The sequence below is a fragment of the Sphingobacterium sp. KH_072 genome (assembly GCF_057837975.1).
Genome location: NZ_CM174457.1, coordinates 716975 through 739675 on the forward strand (window position 1 = coordinate 716975; position 22701 = coordinate 739675).

19 protein-coding genes are annotated in these 22701 nt (G+C 40.0%); 16 read left to right on the forward strand and 3 right to left on the reverse strand.

Annotated features, from left to right (window positions below; genetic code table 11):
* The first annotated feature begins 35 nt into the window (after positions 1-35).
* Positions 36-1223, forward strand: a complete 1188-nt coding sequence (locus AC3IRT_RS03440; RefSeq protein WP_489395116.1) for a TonB-dependent receptor plug domain-containing protein — start codon at positions 36-38, stop codon at positions 1221-1223.
* Between the two features lie 5 nt (positions 1224-1228).
* On the forward strand, positions 1229-2023 hold the full coding sequence (locus tag AC3IRT_RS03445) for a cation efflux transmembrane domain-containing protein (RefSeq protein ID WP_094280386.1): 795 nt from the start codon (positions 1229-1231) through the stop codon (positions 2021-2023).
* 60 nt (positions 2024-2083) lie between these two features.
* Here the strand turns inward: AC3IRT_RS03445 and AC3IRT_RS03450 are convergent, their stop codons facing one another.
* Genes AC3IRT_RS03450 through AC3IRT_RS03460 form a run of 3 tightly spaced genes read right to left on the reverse strand, consistent with a single transcriptional unit; the run spans position 2084 to position 3899 of the window.
* On the reverse strand, positions 2084-2719 hold the full coding sequence (locus AC3IRT_RS03450) for a hypothetical protein (RefSeq protein WP_002993186.1): 636 nt from the start codon (positions 2717-2719) through the stop codon (positions 2084-2086).
* A 2-nt stretch (positions 2720-2721) separates the two neighbouring features.
* Complete coding sequence (locus AC3IRT_RS03455) at positions 2722-3120, reverse strand: DUF3408 domain-containing protein (protein ID WP_002993187.1); 399 nt, start codon at positions 3118-3120, stop codon at positions 2722-2724.
* Positions 3121-3131: 11 nt separating this feature from the next.
* Positions 3132-3899 (reverse strand): ParA family protein, encoded by a 768-nt coding sequence (locus AC3IRT_RS03460; RefSeq protein ID WP_148917754.1) that lies wholly within the window; start codon positions 3897-3899, stop codon positions 3132-3134.
* Positions 3900-4587: 688 nt separating this feature from the next.
* On the opposite strand from AC3IRT_RS03460, the gene mobA reads away from it, so the two are divergent.
* The 14 genes from mobA to AC3IRT_RS03530 all read left to right on the forward strand — a co-directional run bounded on the left by mobA (position 4588) and on the right by AC3IRT_RS03530 (position 22669).
* On the forward strand, positions 4588-5019 hold the full coding sequence (gene mobA / locus AC3IRT_RS03465) for a conjugal transfer protein MobA (RefSeq protein WP_002993194.1): 432 nt from the start codon (positions 4588-4590) through the stop codon (positions 5017-5019).
* Positions 5020-5027: 8 nt separating this feature from the next.
* Positions 5028-6308 carry a conjugal transfer protein MobB gene (gene mobB / locus AC3IRT_RS03470; protein ID WP_002993196.1) on the forward strand — a complete coding sequence of 427 codons (1281 nt, stop codon included), beginning with the start codon at positions 5028-5030 and terminating at the stop codon, positions 6306-6308.
* A 96-nt stretch (positions 6309-6404) separates the two neighbouring features.
* Positions 6405-6779: an ArsR/SmtB family transcription factor gene (locus AC3IRT_RS03475; protein ID WP_002993197.1), complete on the forward strand. Its 375-nt coding sequence runs from the start codon at positions 6405-6407 to the stop codon at positions 6777-6779.
* The gene (gene merTP / locus AC3IRT_RS03480; RefSeq protein WP_002993200.1) at positions 6776-7369 is read left to right on the forward strand and encodes a mercuric transport protein MerTP; all 594 of its coding nucleotides are present in this window, start codon (positions 6776-6778) and stop codon (positions 7367-7369) included. Before AC3IRT_RS03475 ends, merTP begins: the two co-directional genes overlap by 4 nt.
* A 7-nt stretch (positions 7370-7376) precedes the next feature.
* A complete protein-coding gene (locus tag AC3IRT_RS03485; protein ID WP_002993202.1) occupies positions 7377-7583 on the forward strand; it encodes a GDCCVxC domain-containing (seleno)protein in 207 nt (68 codons plus the stop codon).
* Between the two features lie 201 nt (positions 7584-7784).
* A complete protein-coding gene (mobC, locus tag AC3IRT_RS03490; RefSeq protein WP_489395117.1) occupies positions 7785-9788 on the forward strand; it encodes a conjugal transfer protein MobC in 2004 nt (667 codons plus the stop codon).
* Positions 9789-10464: 676 nt separating this feature from the next.
* Positions 10465-12873, forward strand: coding sequence for a TonB-dependent receptor (locus AC3IRT_RS03495; protein WP_232279791.1), 2409 nt, complete (start codon positions 10465-10467; stop codon positions 12871-12873).
* Between the two features lie 693 nt (positions 12874-13566).
* On the forward strand, positions 13567-14133 hold the full coding sequence (locus AC3IRT_RS03500; RefSeq protein WP_232046363.1) for a DUF3347 domain-containing protein: 567 nt from the start codon (positions 13567-13569) through the stop codon (positions 14131-14133).
* A gap of 87 nt (positions 14134-14220) precedes the next feature.
* Complete coding sequence (locus tag AC3IRT_RS03505) at positions 14221-14568, forward strand: hypothetical protein (protein ID WP_245153192.1); 348 nt, start codon at positions 14221-14223, stop codon at positions 14566-14568.
* Between the two features lie 18 nt (positions 14569-14586).
* On the forward strand, positions 14587-15165 hold the full coding sequence (locus tag AC3IRT_RS03510; RefSeq protein ID WP_002993215.1) for a DUF3347 domain-containing protein: 579 nt from the start codon (positions 14587-14589) through the stop codon (positions 15163-15165).
* Positions 15166-15258: 93 nt separating this feature from the next.
* The gene (locus AC3IRT_RS03515; protein ID WP_002993216.1) at positions 15259-19110 is read left to right on the forward strand and encodes an efflux RND transporter permease subunit; all 3852 of its coding nucleotides are present in this window, start codon (positions 15259-15261) and stop codon (positions 19108-19110) included.
* Positions 19097-20563, forward strand: a complete 1467-nt coding sequence (locus AC3IRT_RS03520) for a TolC family protein (RefSeq protein WP_002993217.1) — start codon at positions 19097-19099, stop codon at positions 20561-20563. Before AC3IRT_RS03515 ends, AC3IRT_RS03520 begins: the two co-directional genes overlap by 14 nt.
* A 25-nt stretch (positions 20564-20588) precedes the next feature.
* Positions 20589-22172: an efflux RND transporter periplasmic adaptor subunit gene (locus AC3IRT_RS03525; protein ID WP_002993218.1), complete on the forward strand. Its 1584-nt coding sequence runs from the start codon at positions 20589-20591 to the stop codon at positions 22170-22172.
* Between the two features lie 23 nt (positions 22173-22195).
* Complete coding sequence (locus tag AC3IRT_RS03530) at positions 22196-22669, forward strand: heme-binding domain-containing protein (RefSeq protein WP_002993219.1); 474 nt, start codon at positions 22196-22198, stop codon at positions 22667-22669.
* The last annotated feature ends 32 nt before the right edge of the window (positions 22670-22701 follow it).

Consider the following 22701-nt stretch of genomic DNA (forward strand, 5'->3'; position numbering starts at 1 on the left):
TCAACACAACGATCGAGAGCCGTTTGGGAGGTGATATGCTTTACATCAAAGGAAATGGAGATAATACAAACCAATATTTTGAGGAAAATAAAACACAACGCTATTCCACACAATTTATTTTCGACCATATCATCAATGAAAACAGTACTGTTCAAGTCAAAAATAGTGTAAGTTATTTTAACCGAAATACTACCATTCCAAACTATCAGTTTGAGGGAACACAAACAGCAAGTTTTACCGAAGCCAACTACACCAACAGTACTGAAAAATCGGAATGGGTCACAGGTATTAATATTTGGACGGATAATTTCAAAGAAAAGCAGATTATGGCATCTCCGTTGAGAGATTATAATCAGACTACATTCGGTGCTTTTGTACAAAATTCTTTTAATGCTACGGATTGGTTTCAATTGGAAACAGGTTTTAGAACGGATTATGTTGTGGATTATGGGGTGGTATTCTTACCGAGAGTTTCGGCTCTATTCCACATTGCCGAGGGCTTAACTTCACGAGTTGGTGGTGGATTTGGCTATAAAACACCTACCATTTTTACGGAAGAAAGCGAACGCCTACAATATCAAAATGTAATGCCCATTGACGACAAGACCAATAAATTGGAAAAAAGTTATGGAGCAAATGCAGACATCAATTACCGCACCTACATTGGGGAAGATTGGTCATTTAGCATAAATCAATTGTTCTTTTACACCTATTTGGATAATCCCTTGTTACTTGAAAACTCCTCGGCAAATCTGTATCAGTTTGTTAATTCTCCTGGCTACATCCATACCAAAGGAACAGAAACCAATATTAAAATTGGTTATGATGACCTGAAATTGTTTTTGGGTTATACCTATACAGATGCCCGATTACACCATAATGGAACGACTGTAGAAAGCCCTTTAACACCAAAACACCGCATTAATTCCATCCTGATGTATGAAATAGAAGACAAATGGAAAATTGGTCTGGAAGCCTATTATTTCAGTCGCCAAAAACTGAATAATGGAACTACGGGCAAAGATTACTTTATTACTGGATTTATGGCTGAAAAGATTTGGGAAAGATTTTCTCTGTACATCAACTTTGAAAACTTCCTCGACACCCGACAAACACGCTTTGACAGCATTTATACAGGAACAATAACCAATCCAGTTTTTAAAGACATTTATGCACCTTTGGACGGATTTGTGATTAACGGAGGAATAAAATTTAAGCTTTAAAATAAATGGAAAAAACCATATTCAATATAACTAAAATGGATTGCCCAAGCGAGGAGCAATTAATCCGTATGAAACTGCAAGACTTTGATACGGTAAAAGGATTGGAATTCGATATAGCCAATAGAAAATTAGACGTTTATCACGATGGAAACCCAGAGCCAATTTTTTTGGCTCTGGGAACACTGAATCTAAATACGACATTGGTTTCAACCGAAAAAAGTAATTTCGTTGTTGAAACAGATACAAGCAACAAGCAACGGAAATTACTTTGGATCGTATTGATTATCAACTTCCTGTTCTTTGGATTGGAAATGTTATTCGGTGTTTTTTCAGGCTCAATGGGGTTGGTAGCCGATAGTTTGGATATGCTTGCCGACAGTGTCGTTTACGCATTGGCATTAATCGCCGTGGGTGGAACAATCGCTTTAAAAAACAACATCGCCAGATTTGCAGGATACTTCCAAGTCTTACTGGCTATTATAGGTTTCGTTGAAGTAATCAGACGTTGTATGGGAATTGAAGCTATGCCCGATTTCAAGACAATGATTGTCGTTTCAGTTTTAGCATTGATTGCAAACGTATTTTGCCTTTATCTTTTACAAAAGAACAAAAGTAAAGAAGCGCATATGCAGGCTTCGATGATATTCACATCAAATGATGTCATTATCAATTCGGGAGTTATTGTTGCTGGTCTTTTAGTTAATTGGCTCAATTCAAGTTATCCAGATTTGATTATTGGAGCTATTGTATTTGTAATTGTAGCAAGAGGGGCTTACAGAATATTGAAGTTGGCAAAGTAAATGTAAAAATAAGTTGAGCCTGAAATTTAGTTTTTCAGGCTCAATTAAAATAATTCCGTTTCAGACAAACTCCCCAATATCAAAATCATCTAAATCATTGTTCCGCAAAGTGGAAGAACTGATTTCCGTTTCAGATGAGAGTGAGCTATCCAATAGCTTGGCAATTTTACTGGATGCACCCGCTATAGAATTTTCCAGCAGACTAAATAATTCGGTTCCCTGTATTTTCTGAACGATTGCTATCGCTGTTTCCTTTTGAGATGACTCCAGTTTTTCTTGCTGAAGCAACATCCCCACGGAGCTTAGTTCTTCAAAGGTAACCCCTTGGGCAAAACCATTATCGCCACCAGATATTCCGTACCTGTTCCATTCTTCTTCCTCTTCTTCAAAATCAGGTTGATTGCTAAAAACTTCATCCAGCTCTTCCTGCGGAATCTGAATACTCCTGTTTTCATTTTCGTCGTATTCAATGTCTAAATTATCGGGATTTACCTCTGGTTCCTCAATCTGGCGTTCATTGGCAGTGTTTGGCACTGAAAGGCGTTCTACGGGTTTGGGCTGTCCCATAATATCGGGCAGATCCGGATTGACTTTCTTTTGCGGAGGTTTTTGTTTTGACCTTTTCTTAATGATAATCTTATCCTGCAAAAGCAGGACAATGACGATCAGCAGGCATATTACTATTACAATTTCCATAACTATAAAATTGGTTTAAAACGTTCGTTGAAATAATCTGTAATATCGTCCCCGTACTCTCTAAAATGGTGTTCAAGAATGTTGTCGATATAAGAATAGAGTGTAGTCTTTTCTTCTCTTGTTAATTGTACTATACGTAACAACCTTTCGTGATATTCTGGACGAATGTAAACGACCTTTCCGTTTCGACCTGAAGGAAAACGATTGACCAGAAATGTCTCCTCATAATCCACCTTCTTTAGGGAGCTATTGCGGGCTTTTGGTTTTGTTTCCTTCTGTATTTTCTGTTGTTGAATAACTTCGGGTATAGTAACAGATTGATTACCACTCATGATATTCATGATTAATTCTTCATCAACATCGGGCTTATCAAAATCTTTTCTTCTCTTATCTGTTGACATACTTAACTATTTTAGAGATTAACAATTTTTAAAAATTCTTCAATAAATAAATCCAGTCTCGTTACTTTCATTAGTTGAGGTTCGGCAGGTAACAGACTTGACCGAAATACACTGTTCGGTGTATCGTCCGTCTCTTTTCTGAAACGTTTACTATCCATTATCCGAGAATTCATCACAGATAAATCGAGTTCGTTAATAACGCTTTGATAAGCCTCGTATATTCCTGTTTTCTCTCGACCATCTACCTGATTCCAAAACATCCACATTTTCTGATCTTCATTACTCTCCTCCGTTTCGGGCAAGCCAAGGAATGCTTTAGTAAAGCTCAGTGTACTTTCCATAACTAGACGGTCAGCACTAATTGGAGAAAAAATAAAATCCATTGTTCTTAAGGTCGTGAGCACACCTTTTGTATTAGCTGTTCCGGGAAGATCAAAAAAAGTTATATCAGGCTCTATTGCAGATTGATTTACGTATTCTAAAGCCTTTGACAAGGCATCCTCCGGTTTACAACTGATAATCGGATATGCTTTTTTATTGATACTTTGATACAACTTCATTGCAGCTCTTTTGTGGTAATCATTCTGCATAATAGTTTTCAAATCCCTTTCCCTCATATTGGCTAAGCTGTGTTGTGGGAAATCACAATCCATTACAAGGACATTAAAACCTAAACGATAATGCAATACACTTGAAAGTAATGCGGTCATAGTAGATTTTCCAACACCGCCTTTAGGCGTTGAAAAACTAATTTTTAAAGTTTTCTTTTTTGTTTCCATTATTTAAAGATTTATTGTTACACATTTTATTTGTTTGGCAGGTTTGAATATTGGTTTATTTAAATAGTACCTATTTCCTATATGCCTGTATTCCCCTTTTGGAAATTTTCTTGATTGTTATTTGCTTTTATTACCGCTTGGTGGGTAATCATTTTTAGCAACTGGAAAACCTTACAACTTGTAAATTGCTTTACCGCTTTTATGCTTTTACAGTTTTATGTTTTTAAAACCCTATGCTTTTATTCCAAAATTTCTGTACTAAAACCCAATTTATTTTTTATCCTCATTACATTTTTTATTACCTGCACTAAAACTATACGGCAAATAAAGCGATTGAATCGGCTCGTTATTGATGGGTGGTAGTCTTTGGCACCCAAAGGCAGTGTTTGGCTATGTGTCTGATTGTGATGCTCTCATAAGTAGTGTCTTACTTTGTATATAGAATTTTATTAACAGATTTATGCAAAGGCATCTTGAGGAACTGGACAAAAGCAGAACGGCATCAAGCCGTTTATCCCTGCTACATTTAATCCGTCCCGAAGGGCGGATTTTTGTGTTCACCAGAACACGGCAAGTTGTGTTTTGAGCATCTCGAAAAGATTTCCGATGCTCAAAACAACTTGCCCTGCCGGGGGCAGAAAACGTCCTCCGAAGTCGGCGTTTTGTATGAATTAAAAATGGATTAGTGATGAATGAAAACAGCAGAAAGCAGTTAAAAAAGGGCGGGCGTCCTCTAAAAAACGATCCCGCTAAAATCCGGTACACGATTTCCTTTAATGAGGAAGAGCATGCCCGTTTTCTTGACTTATTTGAAAAGTCCGGTATGCAGGTTAAGGCACATTTTATAACCTCTTGCATCTTCGATAAGACGATAAAATCTGTTAAAATAGACAAAGGAACAATTGATTTTTATATGCGATTGACTTCGTTTCACAGTCAATTTCGATCTATTGGCGTGAATTATAATCAGGTCGTAAAGCTATTGTATAAGAACTTTTCGGAGAAAAAGGCAGCAGCATATCTCTATAAATTGGAAAAACATACGGCTGAAATGACCGCCTTGTTTAAAGAAATTGTCCAGATAACGGAAGAATTTGATGTAAAATATCTGAAAAAATAACAGCAGAAATGATTGCGAAAATTGGTAGAAGCGCAAATTTATACGGAGCCTTGGCATATAATCAGCTCAAAGTGGAGAACGAAAATGGACAAATTTTGTTCGCCAATAAGATAATTGAAACTGCTAACGGACATTATTCCGTAGCACAATTAGCCCAATCTTTTGCTCCTTATCTCATCGCCAACCGCAATACCGAGAAACATACGTTGCATATTTCGCTCAATCCTGATCCCAAGGATAATGTAGATGATGATAAGTTTAGGGAAATGGCGGAAGAATATATGCGTGAAATGGGTTACGGCGAACAGCCTTTTGTGGTCTTCAAACATACCGATATTGACCGTAGTCATATCCATATCGTATCGGTCTGCGTGGACGAACAGGGCGTGAAAATTTCGGATAGTTTTGAGAAAATGCGGTCTATGAGTGTATGCCGTGAACTGGAAAGAAAACACGGTCTGATACCCGCAACGGACAAAGAACGTAATCACAATGATAAGGTTTTTCGTCCGGTGGATTATCGGGCAAGTGATATAAAAAGTCAGATTGCTTCGGTCATTCGCCACTTGCCGAACTATTATCAATACCAAACTTTGGGAGAATACAATGCTTTGCTTTCCCTGTTCAATATTACCACCGAGAAAGTGGAGGGAGAATTACACGGAAAGGCACAGCAGGGTTTATTGTACATTCCATTGAATGAGAAAGGCGAAAAAGCAGGACATCCGTTCAAGGCTTCGTTTTTCGGAAAGAACGCAGGGCTTCCGGCTTTGGAATTGCATTTTGCGAAATGCAAAACAACCCTGAAAGATACCGCAACCAAACAGACTTTAAAATCAGCCGTTACCATTGCCCTGCAATCAACGGTTGACGAATTGAGCTTTAAAAAACAGTTAGGCGAGCAAGGTATCAATGTAGTGATACGCAGAAACGATACCGGACGAATTTACGGTATGTCGTTCATTGACCACAACTCTAAAAGCGTTTGGAACGGTTCACGATTGGCAAAAGAACTTTCTGCCAATACCTTTAATGATTATTGGAACAATAATATCAAAGCGGAGATTAAAGAGCCAGTTGCACCCCTACCAAAATTGTCCAAACCAACTGATACGGAGGATTTACCTGCGGAAGAACCACATCATTTGTTCGACTTCTTAAATACTGAAAAACACGAAGACGGTTTGATAGAAGCCTTTGGAGGTTTGCTCATACCTGAAGCACAGGGGGAAGATTACGAGGAACAGGATTTTGCTAATAGGATGAAGAAAAAGAAAAGAAGACTATAGTAAGTCATCTTTTGGAATTAAAATCTGCTTTTAAAACGATTTGTTAAATTGTATTTTAGCATTTGCTTAAATAAACGAATTAACTATATTTGCACTATGGGTAATAATTCTTGTATACGTCAACAAGCAGACATTGAACAAATAAACCGCTGTAAAGACCGGGTTTTAGAGCTTAACGATTCGTTTGATTATTTATCGAATGGGCTTGAATTGGCAGGAAATACCGTAAGACTTAAAATTCTCTTCCTACTTTACGAAGAAAAACGACTTTGTGTTTGCGATATAAGCGACGTTCTTGGAATGACAATCTCGGCAGTTTCACAACATTTACGAAAACTTAAAGACCGTAATCTAGTAGAAACAGACAGGGAGGCCCAAACTATTTTTTATTCATTGACCAAGGAATATGAAAAATTGCTAAAACCGTTTTTTAAAATACTTGATGAAAACAAAGTCATAGAAGCAATATGAAAACAAACAACAAACTTATCGGCGCAGGACTTTTGACTGCAATTGCAGCTTCACTTTGTTGCGTTACACCAGTTTTGGCTCTCATTGCAGGAACAAGCGGACTTGCCTCCACTTTTTCTTGGCTTGAATCTTTCAGACCGTATTTTATCGGTTTGACAATTTTGGTTCTTGGTTTTGCTTGGTATCAAAAGTTAAAGCCTAAAAAGCAAATTGATTGCAATTGTGAAACAGCAGAAAAACCAAAATTCATTCAGTCGAAAACGTTTTTAGGAATTGTAACATCATTTGCAATAGTAATGCTTGCTTTTCCATATTATTCAAGTGTTTTCTACCCAAAGACAGAAAAGCAAATCATAATAGTGGACAAATCCAATATTGAAAAAGTAGAATTTACGATTAGCGGAATGACTTGTGCAAGTTGTGAAGAACACATAAATCACGAAGTGAATAAATTGATAGGGATTGTCAATCTAAAAGCTTCTTATGAAAATGGAAATACAATCGTAGAGTTTGACAACTCGAAAACAAATATTTCTGAAATTGAAAAAGCAATAAACTCAACAGGGTATTCTGTAACCGCGAAAAATTAAAATTAAAATGGAAATCAAATTGCAATCAATAATCACTTGCCCCAACTGCGGACACAAGAAAGAAGAAACAATGCCGACAGATGCTTGCCAATATTTTTACGAATGTGAAAAGTGCAAACATGTTCTTAAACCAAAGCAAGGCGACTGTTGTGTTTATTGTAGTTATGGAAATGTTCCTTGTCCACCTATTCAGCAAAACAAAAAATGTTGCTAACGGGTATAAAACAAAAGAAGGTCGATATAACTAAAGTATTTTTATTTTACTACCTATAAATATTACTATATAAAAGGGGTATAGAAGCTATACCTCTTATGACCCAGCCGAACCCTGCCACTCACCGCCATCCACTACCACTTTTCCAAAGCCAATCTTTATAGTCTTTAAATTCACGCCCGAACATTAAAATTAAAAATAATGCAAGGAGAAGACGATTTAAGAGGTTTAGCCAAAATAATGGCTTTTATGAGAGCAGTTAGTATTCTATTAGTACTGATGCATCTTTATTGGTTTTGTTATGGTTTCTTTATGGAACGTGGCTGGACACTAGAAGTAATCAATAAAATATTAGGGAATTTTGACCGAACAGCCGGTTTGTTTTCGCATACTTTATATACCAAAGTATTTGCAATCGTGTTATTGGCTTTAAGCTGTTTGGGAACCAAAGGCGTGAAGAACGAGAAGATAACCTGGTCAAAGATTTACGTGGCTTTGGGAATTGGTTTTTTGCTGTTCTTTCTGAATACACCACTGTTAAAGTTGTCGCCCATCATTGGCACATTCTTTTATATACTGACTATCGGACTAGGTTATATTGCTTTGCTGATGGCTGGGGTTTGGATAAGCAGGTTATTGAAAAACAACCTGATGGATGATGTTTTCAATATGGAGAACGAAAGTTTTATGCAGGAAACCAAATTGATGGAAAATGAATATTCCGTAAACCTGCCTACTAAATTTTGGTACAATAAAAAGGAACACAAGGGCTGGATCAATATCGTAAATCCTTTCAGAGCAACGATTGTTTTGGGGACTCCGGGTTCTGGTAAATCGGATGCCGTCGTTAACAATTATATCAAGCAACAAATTGAAAAAGGTTTTTCGATGTATATCTACGATTTCAAGTTTGACGACCTTTCTACTATTGCTTATAATCATTTATTGAAACATCAGGATAAGTACGAAATAAAACCAAAGTTCTACGTCATCAACTTTGACGATCCACGCAAGAGCCATCGTTGCAATCCGCTCAATCCAGATTTTATGACTGACATATCCGATGCTTACGAAGCCGCTTACACGATTATGTTGAACCTCAACAGAAGCTGGATACAAAAACAAGGAGATTTCTTTGTCGAATCTCCAATTATTCTTTTAGCGGCTATCATCTGGTTTTTAAAAATTTACGAGAATGGTAAGTATTGCACCTTTCCACACGCCATTGAATTGCTGAATAAAAAGTATTCGGATGTATTTACCATTTTAACTTCGTATCCTGATTTGGAAAACTATCTTTCACCATTTATGGATGCTTGGCAAGGCGGAGCACAAGACCAGTTGCAGGGACAAATTGCATCGGCTAAAATCCCTTTGTCACGAATGATATCACCGCAGTTGTATTGGGTAATGACAGGCGATGATTTTTCATTGGACATCAACAACCCCAAAGAACCTAAGATACTTTGTGTAGGTAATAACCCCGACAGACAAAATATTTACTCCGCAGCTTTAGGACTCTACAATTCGAGAATTGTCAAACTCATTAATAAGAAAGGGCAGTTAAAGAGTTCGGTTATCATAGACGAATTGCCGACGATATATTTCAGGGGCTTGGACAACCTGATAGCCACTGCCCGTAGTAATAAGGTTGCTGTGTGTTTGGGCTTTCAGGATTTTTCGCAATTAACCCGAGATTATGGCGATAAGGAAAGCAAAGTAATTCAAAATACGGTAGGTAATATTTTCAGCGGTCAGGTGGTTGGCGAAACAGCAAAAAGCCTTTCGGAACGCTTCGGAAAAGTATTGCAGAAACGCCAGAGCATGACCATCAACCGTAACGATAAATCGACCTCTATATCCACACAATTAGACAGCCTTATCCCTGCTTCCAAAATTTCAACGCTTACACAGGGTCTGTTTGTCGGCTCTGTATCTGACAACTTCGATGAGCGCATCGAACAAAAGATATTTCACGCTGAAATTGTTGTAGATAATGAAAAGGTAGCTGCCGAAACCAAAGCGTATCAGAAGATACCGAACATCTTATCTTTTATTGATGAAAATGGAATGGATAATATGAAACGGGATATTGAGCGTAATTACCGTCAGATAAAATCAGACATTGTTCATATTATAAACAGGGAAACGGAGCGGATTAACAATGATCCTGAATTACAGCATTTGCATGAAAAAAAAGAATAGTTTCTTTTATATCCTACACGCTAAAATTTAAATTGAAGTATATTCTATTAATTCATCGCGAACAGCAGATGATACTAATTTCAATATGGTACAGTAATAAATGCCTGAACTAAAGCAAAAATAATTCGAATTATACCATTATCTTTGTAACGTATTTTGATTTTTGTATGTTAAAAAGGATTAACATTTTAATGATTATATGCGTATTTGGGTTATTCTTAATCCCAGCGCAGTCATATGCCTGTAATTCTCATTCCAAAGAAATTGTCACCAGGAATAAATCATATTGTAGTGACAAAAAGCAAGATCATTCAGAAGATCATTGCGAGAAAGACTGCTGTAAATCTAAAGACGCCACAAGCAATGAATGTTCCGGAAATTGTGGGCCTACGTCGTGCCACAGCTCTCCTAATAGTTTTTCTGCAACACCCCAGATTTCTAAATATGTTCAAAATACTTTAATTTTTGAAAGTAAGAAATCTTATCCTCTATACCAGCAACGCGCTTATTCTTCAAGGGAATCTTCCATTTGGCAACCGCCTAAAATAGCTTAAATTAATACTGTATAGCCATAGATGTGCAAAGTCGGTTGATTTACCGCCTATTCACAATACACGTTTTATAAAGCCAGGTCTGGCTTTTATAGAATCCTTATTAATACTTTTTAAGTTTCCAAATGAAATCAATATCAAAAATTTTGATGGCAATCGCCATATTACTATCAACTGAAAACATATTTGCACAAAACAAAATTTCGGGTACGATCAAAGCCAAAGACATAAATCATAGCTTAGCAGGAGTATCGATTTATATTGCCGACCTTAAAACAGGAACATCAACCAACACAGACGGTAATTATGAAATCAGAAATCTCAAACGGGGAATTTATCTTTTAGAAGTAAGCATTATAGGATATCAGTCGATAATCGAAAAAATAACCATTGAAAAAGATACGGTTATGGACTTTCTGTTAAGCCCAGCTGTTACAGAGCTGAACGAATTGATTATTACAGGTGTAGCCCGCTCAACAGAGCTAAAGCTAAGCCCTGTTATTGTTAAAGCGGTGGACGGTCATACCTTGAAACAGAATACTGCCACCAATTTGATAGACGGCTTGCGGAACATACCCGGCGTAAACCAGATAACTACCGGTGCAGGAATTTCAAAGCCGACCATTCGGGGTTTGGGATTTAACAGAGTAATCACATTGAACAATGGTATTCGGCAAGAAGGACAGCAATGGGGCGATGAACACGGTATCGAGATAGACGAGAATGCGGTGGACAGGGTGGAAGTTGTCAAAGGTCCCGGAAGCCTGATGTACGGTTCGGACGGTATTGCGGGAGTACTTAATTTCCTTGCTCCGAAAGCTTTGCCGTTGGGACAGGTAAAAACACAGGTTTCTACCAATTACCAAAGTAATAACAACCTCATAGGCTACTCCGTTTCCAATGCGGGGAATAAAGACGGCTTCCAATGGCTCGGCAGGTTCAGCAACAAATTTGCGGGCAATTATCAGAACGCCTATGACGGTAAAGTGTTTAATTCGGGCTTTAAGGAACTCAACGGCAGCTTGTTTTTGGGAATAAACAAAAGCTGGGGACACTCGCACCTGACCGTAAGCTCTTATAACAACACCCTTAACCTTGTAGAGGGAGAAAGAGATGAATTAGGAAGATTTATCTACGAAAATGCCAATGGTGATGAAATGGTTGCAACGGACGAAGATTTGAAAGGGTATAAAACAGGTTTTCCGCATCAGAAGATAAATCATATTGGAGTAGCTTCAAACAGTTATTTCATATTGGATAAAGGAACACTTAATGCCGACTTCGGTTTTCAAAATAACAAGCGAAGAGAGCACGAAGACCCTTCCGCTCCCGACCAACCGGCTTTGTTCTTTGACTTGAACACGCTGAATTATAATGTGCGATATAATTTTGAAAAGTCAAACGATTGGGAAACTTCGGTCGGTATCGGTGGTATGTGGCAGTCCAATACCAACAAAGGGGAGGAATTTATGATACCTGCCTATTATCTGTTTGATGCAGGTGGATTTGTTTTCACACAGAAAACTTTTTTTGACAGGCTCACTTTAGCCGGAGGCATCAGGTTCGACAACAGGTATATGAACTCCCAAGAACTTTACCTCGATGAAGACGACAATCCTGTTTCCGGTACAAATTCCGATGCGAGCTTGAAATTTACTGCCTTTGATAAGAACTACAATGGCATTTCGGGGAGTTTGGGATTATCGTACAAAGCGGATAAAAATTCCACATTCAAATTCAACGTATCAAGAGGTTTCAGAGCACCGAACAGCACAGAGCTTTCTGCCAACGGAAGACACGAGGGAACATTTCGGTATATCATCGGAAGACCTGATTTAAAATCAGAAATCAGCCATCAGGTGGATGTTGCATATTTCCTTAATTCCAAACATATCACGTTAGAGTTTACCCCATTTGTAAACTTCATTCAAAACTATATCTATTTGGAAAAAATGGCGGCGAATGATGGTTCAGAGATATTTCCTGACCCCACAGACCCGGCTCCTGGGTTTCATTATACTTCAGGAAATGCCACCTTGCTTGGCGGCGAAATTTATCTGGATATACATCCCCATCCGATGGATTGGCTGCATTTGGAAAACTCATTTTCTTATGTTCAGGCTACCCAAAGCAACCAGCCCGAAAGCTCAAAGTATTTGCCGTTTATTCCTGCCCCACGATACAGGGGAGAAATCAAAGCTGAATTAAAGGAGGTTAATCATACGTTTTCTAACGCCTATATCAAATTCGGTCTTGACCGTTTCTTTAAGCAGGATAAATTTTTCAGTGCTTACGGAACGGAAACCGCAACACCAGCTTACACGCTTTTAAGTGCAGGAATTGGGACAAATATAAAGGCATTCAACCGAAGCGACTTTATGTCTTTGTACATCAGTGGCGAAAACCTTGCTGATATAGCTTATCAGAACCATTTAAGTAGGTTGAAGTATGCTTCTGAAAACCCCGTAACCGGGCGTATGGGTGTATTCAATATGGGACGAAATATCAGTGTTAAATTAATAATGAATTTCTGATTCGATATTATTGAGTGAAAGATTTAAAAGAACGCTAGCAGGAAATGTAACTGACACTATAATGCTCATGGAATAAAAATAAATGGCGGATAAGAGAAACTTATCTGCCATTTATTTCAAAAAAAACGAACCGGTTTGAAAAATACCATTATCTTTGCAATAGTTTTTTTGTTTTTTACATGTTAAAAAGGATAAACATATTAATGATTATATGCTTATTGGGCTTTTTTATAATCCCAATGCAATCCTATGCGTGTAAATCGCATTCCAAAGAAATTGTTATCAAGGAGAAGTCATGTTGCAGTGCCAACAAGCAGCATCATTCAGAAGATCAATGTGAGAAAGACTGCTGTAAGTCTAAGGATGACACGAGCAATGAATGCTCTGGAAATTGTGGACCTACGTCCTGCCACAGCTCTTCTAATAGTTTTTCTGCAACACCCCCATTTTTTAGGAACGCTCAAAATCCTGTTTTTTCTAAAAGTAAAAAATCATACCCTTTATACAAAGAACCCTTTTATTCTACAGGGGAATCTTCCATTTGGCAACCGCCTAAAATAAGTTAAATTAGTACTGTATAGCCATAGGTGTGCGAAATCGGTTGATTTTGCACCTATCCGCAATACATGTTTTATTAAAAGCCAGATCTGGCTTTTGATTATTTACCATTTTTAATACTTAATAAGGTTCCAAATGAAATCAATATCAAAAATATTGATGGTAATCACCGTATTACTATCCGCAGCAAACAGCTTTGCGCAAAACCAGAACGAGCAACATCACAACCATGGTGGAACAGCTCAAGCAAAGAATATTCCATCACAAAATTTATCACAATTACATGCCGTATTTGACAAGTATTTTTCCATAAAAGATGCTTTGGTAAACGCAGATGTAAATATAGCATCTTCAAATGCTACTGAATTAGCCACAGTTATTAAAACAGTGGATATGGGTGAACTTTCTCCCAAAGAGCATACCGTATGGATGAAGGTCATGAAGGAACTGTCTTTAAACACAGAAAACATCTCGAAATCGAAAGACGTCGTAAAGCAACGGAGGGCATTTGCCCTACTTTCTAAGAATGTCTATGAATTGGCAAACGCATCAAAGCAAAAAACAACTATGTACTACCAAAACTGCCCGATGTACAACGATGGCAAAGGTGCAACTTGGTTAAGTAAAAGTACGGATATCAAAAACCCGTATTACGGTTCAAAAATGCTGACCTGCGGTAGTACTATTGAAAAATTAAATTAGTCAGCCATTATGAGATGTCTATTGATTGGGATCGTTACTTCTATTGTAGTCATATTTAGTTCATGCAACAATAACCCTACACTAAAGGTGCAAGACAATACATATACTTCAAAAAGCTCAAATACAAATACCCGTGACCACAATGCCTTTGAAATGGGCGATGTAGTTCCGTCGGAAGAGGTATGCATGGTCAACAATGAATACATGGGCAAAAAACAATTTGAGGTAAATTTTGAAGGAAAAATATATTACGGATGTTGCCAGATGTGTAAAGAACGTATTCCAAAAGATCCTTCTACACGCGTTGCCATAGATCCATTTTCCAAAAAGCAGATAGATAAAGCGACTGCTATAATAGCAATTACGGGCAACAACGGGGAAGTATCATATTTTGAAAATAATACTACATATACAAATTACATAAATCAATTTTAATTATTAAAAACAGAAATCATGACAATGAAACATTTATTTGTAGGCTTACTAGCCTCATCCGTATTGACCTTGGCAGCATGCAATGGCGCTTCTGAAAAAAAATCAGAAAGCGACGTCCATACTGAAACAACGGTATCCAACGAAAGCAACGCTGCAAGCGACCAGGGAACTTTTTCGGAACTTTTTTCCCATTACCAGCACCTGACTTTTGCTTTGTCTTCCGATAATGATAAAGAAGCCGCAAATGCAGCTAAAGGCATGCTGGAAGCACTCCCCAAGATTAATACCGAGGGCTTTAGTGCAGAACAGAAAAGCACCTTCGATGACATCGCTGCTGATATTCAGGAACATTCGGAGCACATAGGTGATAACATAGGCAATATCGCTCATCAAAGAGAACATTTAGTGATCTTGAGCAAGGATTTTTATGATATAACAAAAGAATTCGGCACCGAAAAGCCCATGTACAAGATTTTTTGCTCGATGTACGATGACAACAAAGGAGCATATTGGTTAAGCGATAGCAAAGAGGTCAAAAACCCTTACTATGGTGAAGATATGCTAACATGTGGTGAAGTTCAGGAAGAACTGAAGTAAAAACGCTGATTAAGATTTGAAATTCAAATATCAGGTACCGGTCGATTTCTGTAGGCTGGTATCTGATATTAAAATGTAAACAATGTATATGTTATGCTTAAAAAAATTATCAAATATTTTTTGGAGAACCGAGTAATAACACTGTTATTACTTGTGGTTGTCCTTATATGGGGGCTGATTACAGCGCCCTTTAATTGGCATCAAAATGCGTTGCCGAGCGATCCTGTGCCGGTCGATGCGATTCCGAACATTGGGGAGAACCAGCAAATTGTTGCGACCGAATGGATGGGGAGGTCTCCCAAAGATATACAGGAGCAGATTACCTATCCACTCACGACCTCCTTACTGGGCATCCCCGGCGTAAAAACAATCCGGAGCAGTTCGATGTTCGGCATGTCCTTCCTCTATGTCATTTTTGAAGAGGATGTTGAGTTTTATTGGAGCCGTTCCCGTATTCTGGAAAAACTGAATTCATTGCCTGCCGGCACATTACCATCCGATGTAACGCCCACGCTCGGGCCGGATGCCACTGCTTTGGGGCAGGTCTTTTGGTATACACTGGAGGGACGCAATCCCGAAACCGGAAAACCTACAGGAGGCTGGGACCCCGATGAGCTGCGCACGATTCAGGATTTCTATGCCAAATATAATTTGGCAGCATCGGAAGGGGTTTCCGAAGTGGCTTCCATCGGAGGTTTCGTAAAAGAATACCAAGTCGATATCAATCCAGATGCGATGCGCGCATACAATGTATCCGTAATGGATATCATGTCGGCTATCCAAAACAGCAACCTGGATATCGGTGCAGAGACGATCGAAATAAACAAAGCGGAATATCTGGTGCGTGGATTGGGCTACCTTAAAAGTGTCCAGGATCTTGAAGATGCCGTAGTGGCTGTGCGCAATAATGTTCCCGTAAAGATAAAAGACGTTGGGTTTGTCAATTTGGGACCCTCCACACGACGCGGTGGATTGGATAAGGAAGGCGTGGAAGCAGTTGGCGGTGTAGTAGTTGCCCGGCATGGAACCAACCCCATGGAAGTCATCAATAATGTCAAGGCGAAGATCAAAGAAATGGAGGCAGGTTTCCCTCAAAAAACATTAGAGGATGGGACTATTTCAAAAGTCACCGTCGTTCCGTTTTATGACCGCTCGGGTTTAATCCAGGAAACCATCGGGACGCTGGAAAATGCTTTAGCACACGAAATCCTGATCTGTATTATCGTTGTGATCGTGCTGGTGATCAACCTGCGAGCATCGATTCTTATATCCAGTATCTTGCCCATTGGCGTACTGGCGACCTTCATAATCATGAAACAAATGGGGGTCGAGGCGAATATCGTTGCCCTTTCGGGAATCGCCATTGCCATTGGGGTCATGGTGGATGTGGGGATTGTCTTTATCGAAAGCATACTACGCCATATGGATGAAGAAAAAGCCAAGGGTGTTGAGAGTCGGGGGAAAGCCTTTGTAAACTTGATTTCCACCGCTGTTGCGGAAGTGTCGGGTGCTTTGTCAACGGCGATGCTCACCACGATCATCAGCTTTTTACCTGTTTTTATGATGGAAGCACAAGAAGGTAAGTTGTTCGGTCCCTTGGCATACACCAAAACCTTTGCTTTGGTTTCAGCCTTTGTGTTAGGCATTATTATCTTGCCAACACTGGCTTATTATATATTTTCAATCCGTATCAATGGGAGTAAAGTTCGCCGGATAGCCAACTACGTTTTGGTAGTTGCCGGTATCGCTCTTTGGATCTATACAGGTGTTTTTGTCGCGTTCGCATTGACTTTGATCGGAGTCAACAACCTGTTTACACCAAGATGGAAAGGAGAAAAAATTGCCAACTACGTTAATGTAGCTATCACACTTTTTGTAGCGATGTATTACCTGACGGTTGAGTGGCTGCCACTCGGCACGCAGGCAAGCACCACACTTAACTTTGTGTTCGTATTCTTTGCCATTGGTTCCATCCTGGGAATGTTATGGGCATTGGTGATCTATTATGAACAGATTCTTCGATGGTCACTTTCCAACCGGTGGAAATTCATGGCCATCCCTATCATTACTTTATTATTCGGAATGTTAGCATGGATGGGCGTAGAGAAGAGTTTTGGTTTTGTTGCAAATGGCTTCGAAAAGACAGGTTGGAAATCATTTCGGGAGACTGCCTTCTGGCAAAAATCCACCGAAACATTTCCCGGTATCGGGGAGGAATTTATGCCAAGCCTCAATGAAGGTTCTTTCCTTTTGATGCCCACCAGTATGCCGCATACTGGGATTGAACAAAACCTGCAATTGATCAGAACACTTGATAAACGTATTCAAAACATACCGGAAGTCGAACTTATCGTAGGAAAATGGGGCCGTGTGAATTCTGCACTTGATCCGGCTCCTACACAGATGTTTGAAAATACGATCAATTATATCCCGGAATTTTATCTGGATGAAGACGGGCATCGTGAAAGGTTCAAGGTAAACAGTTCCGGAGAATTCGTGTTGAAAGGTGACAAGACCTATGCTGTTTCCGATGGTTTCCGTTCCATACCACGGGACAGTCTGATTGAAGATAAAAGCGGAAAATTTTTCCGCAGATGGCGTCCTGAAATTAAAAAGGCCGACGATATATGGCAAGAGATCGTCAATGTTTCCCATCTGCCCGGATTGACTTCCGCTCCTAAGTTGCAACCGATAGAAGCGAGAATGGTAATGCTTTCTACGGGAATGAGGGCTCCGATGGGGCTAAAGGTTTCGGGTCCGGATCTGGAGTCGATTGAAATCGGTGGCAAGGCCTTGGAAGCAGCCTTAAAGGATGTTCCATCTGTTATGCCATCGACCGTTTTCTACGACAGGGCTGTTGGCGCACCCTATATCGAAATCCATCTGAACCGGGATAGAATGGCCAGATACGGTATTACCGTTGCCGAGCTTCAGGAAGTAATCAGTGCGGCAGTCGGCGGTATGACGTTGACCACTACAGTCGAAGGCCGGGAACGGTTTCCCGTTCGCCTGCGCTACCCACGAGAATTACGGGATGACCCGGATGCGTTGCGAAAAATAATCATTCCGACAGCTACAGGAGCTCAGATTCCATTGGGGGATGTGGTGGATGTTGAATATGCCAAGGGCGCTCAGATGATCCAAAGTGAAAATACCTTTTTGTTGGGTTATGTAATCTTTGATAAAAAAAGTGGCATAGCGGAAGTCGACGTAGTATACGAAGCGGATCAACTCCTAAAGGAAAAAATAGCGTCTGGAGAACTGGATTTACCCAACGGGGTGACGTATAAGTTTGCCGGAAATTATGAACAGCAAGAACGTGCCGCAAAAAGGCTAATGCTTATTATACCACTGAGTTTGTTAGCCATTTTAGTAATTCTCTACTTTCAGTTCCGAACGGTTACAGCATCGTTAATTCATTTTTCCGGTGTTTTTGTAGCTCTTGCAGGAGGTTTTATTTTGTTGTGGCTTTACGGACAGCCTTGGTTTATGGATTTCTCTGTCGGAGGGACAAATATGAGGGATCTGTTCCAGATGCACAGCATCAATCTCAGCATTGCCGTTTGGGTAGGATTTATCGCCCTGTTCGGACTGGCGACGAGTGATGGTGTATTAATGGGAACATACATCCACGATACATTTGAAGCACGGAACCCCAGAACAAAAGATGAAATACGGGAAGCAGTCATATACGCAGGCTTAAAGCGTGTCAGACCGGCAGCGATGACCACTGCTACAGCACTGATCGCCTTACTGCCTGTCCTGACCTCTACCGGTAAAGGTGCGGAAATCATGGTACCAATGGCCATCCCGACTTTCGGCGGCATGCTGATCCAATCCATGACCATGTTTGTGGTTCCAGTATTCCAGTGCTGGTGGAGGGAATCTGCCACTAAAAAAGAAAATAGAAAAAATAATAAAAATATAGCGAATGAAAACGAATAAGATAAATCGGTATATAACCGTGGCTGTATTAACAAGCTTAAGCATTTTTTCGCAAGCTTTAGCCCAAGACTACCCCACCGATTCGCTGTCCTATTATATACAAGTCGCAATCGAAAATAATCCGGGTGTAAAATCACAAAAGTATGCGCATGAGGCATACCTTGAAAAAATTCCGCAAGCCGGAGCATACCAAGACCCCGAATTGTCCATGGAAGCATATACGATGCCTATGGAAATTATAGGAGGGCGTTCTATTGGAAATGTGAGCTTGATGCAAATGTTTCCATGGTTCGGCACGAGAAAAGCAGCTCGCACAGAGGCTACACATATGGCCAATATGCAAGATCAACAGTATCGGGAAGCCATAAATAATCTGATCCTTCAGGTCAGCACACAGTGGTACACGATGCAAAAATTGAACGAGCAACTCAAGAATAATCAGGAAAACCAAGTGTTTCTAAAACAATTGGAACAATTGGCAATACGGAAATTCTCTGCGCCCTCAAGCACCTCACAATCAAGTGTAGCACCCGTCGTAAGCAGTAATACGCCTTCCTCACCAACCAGATCTAGTGCTTCATCGGGTATGGGAGGGATGAGTATGGGAGGAGGCAATTCAGCTCCTGCTACTAATCAGAATATGAGTATGCCGTCCGGTGGTGGCATGGGAGCAATGGAAGGTGGCTCCGGATCGGGTATGTCAGAGGTGCTTCGTATCCAATTGGAAATTGTCGAAATTGAAAATAACATTGAAAGTTTACATGCTCAGATTAAAGCCGAAAAAGCAAAATTCAATGCATTGTTGAATCGGGAAGCAACTGAAAAGGTCATGCTGGGACAAGAGATCCACAAGCTGAATTTTTTATATAGCGAGGAAGAGGCACTAAGGGTTATTGAGGCAAACAACCCCATGCTTGAAATGATTGCCGAAGAAGGCTTGGCATTTAAGGCAAAAGCGGAAATGGATCGGAAAATGAGTTATCCCATGATTGGTATCGGTGTGGAATACATGGTTGTGGGAAGGACGAATAATTCAATGCTGGCCATGGACGGGATGAACGGTAAGGATATGGTCATGCCTATGGTTTCAGTGAGCCTGCCACTCTTCCGTAAAAAATACAATGCCCAGCAAAACGAAAGCAGGCTATGGCGAAAATCAAGCGAAGAGAACTTTAAAAACACCTTCAACACTTTGAAAAGCGAGTTTTACAGTCTCAAAAGCCAACTGGATGATGCTCAGCGTGCCATCGAGCTGTACGAAAAACAAACTACGCTCGCCCAAACGACATATAACCTGATCGTAAAAGAGTTCGTTACAGGCAAAAGTGACTTGACCAACGTTATTCAGGTGCAGCGGCAATTATTGGATTATCAGCTTAGGAAAGCTGAGGCCCTTGCCAACTATAATACGATGGTTGTGTCAATAAAAAAATTATTAGCAGACCATAAATAATGCAATTATTTTGAAATTCTTAGCAATGAATAAACTGAAAAATATTTTTAGAAATAAGGCGGTAACTTACGGGGTTATATTATTGTCCGGACTACTGCTTGGCTGGGCGATATTTGGCGGGAATTCGTCCCATGATCACAGCCATGACCTTGAAATGGAAGTGACCGAGGACGGGGAAACAGTATGGACTTGCTCCATGCACCCCCAGATCAGAATGGATAAACCGGGGAAATGCCCGATATGTGCAATGGATCTAATTCCCTTGAAATCATCCGGGGGAGGTGATGATGTAATTGACGATGACGCCATCCAGATGTCAGAAGAAGCCATAGCATTGGCGAATATCCAGACTTCGATTGTCGGCCACCAAGACGCTGTTAAAGATGTCCAACTGTATGGGACTATTCAGGTGGACGAACGTTTACAACAATCCCAAACATCGCATGTCAATGGCCGTATTGAAAATCTTTACGTAACCTTTACTGGCGAGTCGGTAAGAGAAGGACAACTGATAGCCAAAATCTATTCGCCTGATTTATTGACGGCGCAGCAAGAATTGCTCGAAGCTGCAAAATTGCAGGATATGCAGCCCCTCCTATTGGATGCCGCGAAAGAGAAGCTGAGTTTATGGAAGGTGTCAGAGGATCAGATAAGCAAAATATTGACATCCAACGAAGTTTCACCCTACGTCAATATATATGCGAATACAAGTGGTGTTGTCATAGCAAAAAATGTAAACCCGGGCGATTATATCGGCCAAGGGAGCGTCTTGTACACCATTTCAAACCTTTCCAAGTTATGGGCGGTTTTTGATGCGTATGAAACAGATCTGCCATTTCTAAAGGTGGGAGATCAGCTGGAATATACATTACGGAGTTTGCCCGGAAAAGTCTATAATGGGCGGATTGCCTTTATTAACCCTATCCTTGATGCCAATTCAAGAACGGCAAAAATCAGGGTCGAAGCCGATAACCGGGATCGCAATCTCAAACCTGAAATGTATGCAACAGCAAGGATCACTGCTCCTTTAAAGGGCTACAACGATGAGTTGGTCATTCCCAAGTCGGCGGTTTTATGGACAGGGAAGCGCTCCATAGTTTACGTAAAACAGCCAAATACATCCACGCCTGCTTTTAAACTTCGGGAGATCGTCTTGGGCCCCTCATTGGGCGACCAATATGTTGTTATGTCGGGGCTGGAAAATGGCGAGGAAATCGTGACCAAGGGAGCTTTCACCGTTGATGCAAGTGCCCAGCTGGAAGGTAAAATCAGTATGATGAATAACGATGGCGCAGCATCGGCTGCCGGACATCAGCATGGCGATGCTCAAACCAATGTCAATAAGACCCATGATATGTTGAAAGTATCAGGAAATTGTGAAATGTGCAAAAGCCGGATTGAGAAAGCGGCCAAAAGTGTCAAGGGGGTGATTTCCGCAAACTGGGATGTTAATGCCAAAGTTATCCATTTGGATTTCGATTCAAAAGTAACCTCAAAAAGTGCCATAAGCAAAGCTATTGCTAATGTTGGTCACGATACAGAGCTGGACAAGGCTCCCAAGGCGGTTTATGACGACTTACCGAGTTGCTGTCTCTATGACCGGGGATAATGGTACTTGATTAATATTAGATCATGAAAAAAAACGGAAAACGAACGAAAGCATACAAAGTAATTTTAACAGTTCTGTTAAGTGTGTTTGTGTTAATGCAATTTATAACCCCCCAAAGGAACCTATCCCCGGTTCCTGCGGGCCAGGTTTTTGTTGATTCATTTAAGGTCGATGCAAAAGTTAATGCAATCCTGTCGGTATCATGCTATGACTGCCATAGCAATAATACCCAATACCCTTGGTACACTAATGTTCAGCCTTTGGGTTGGTTCATGGCAGATCATATAACCGAAGGAAAAGAGAAATTGAACTTTGATGATTTGCCAAATTACAGCCCGAGAAGGATAAACTCAAAGTTTAGCCAGATTATTGAGCAAATCGAGAAAGGTAAAATGCCGTTGAGTTCATATACGTGGATGCATGGGGGTGCTCGTCTAAGCATGGAAGATAAGAAGCTGTTAGTTGAATACTTTAACTCGTTGATGGATAATGAATAAGTTTAGAGTGTTAATAGTACAGACGGTTCCTT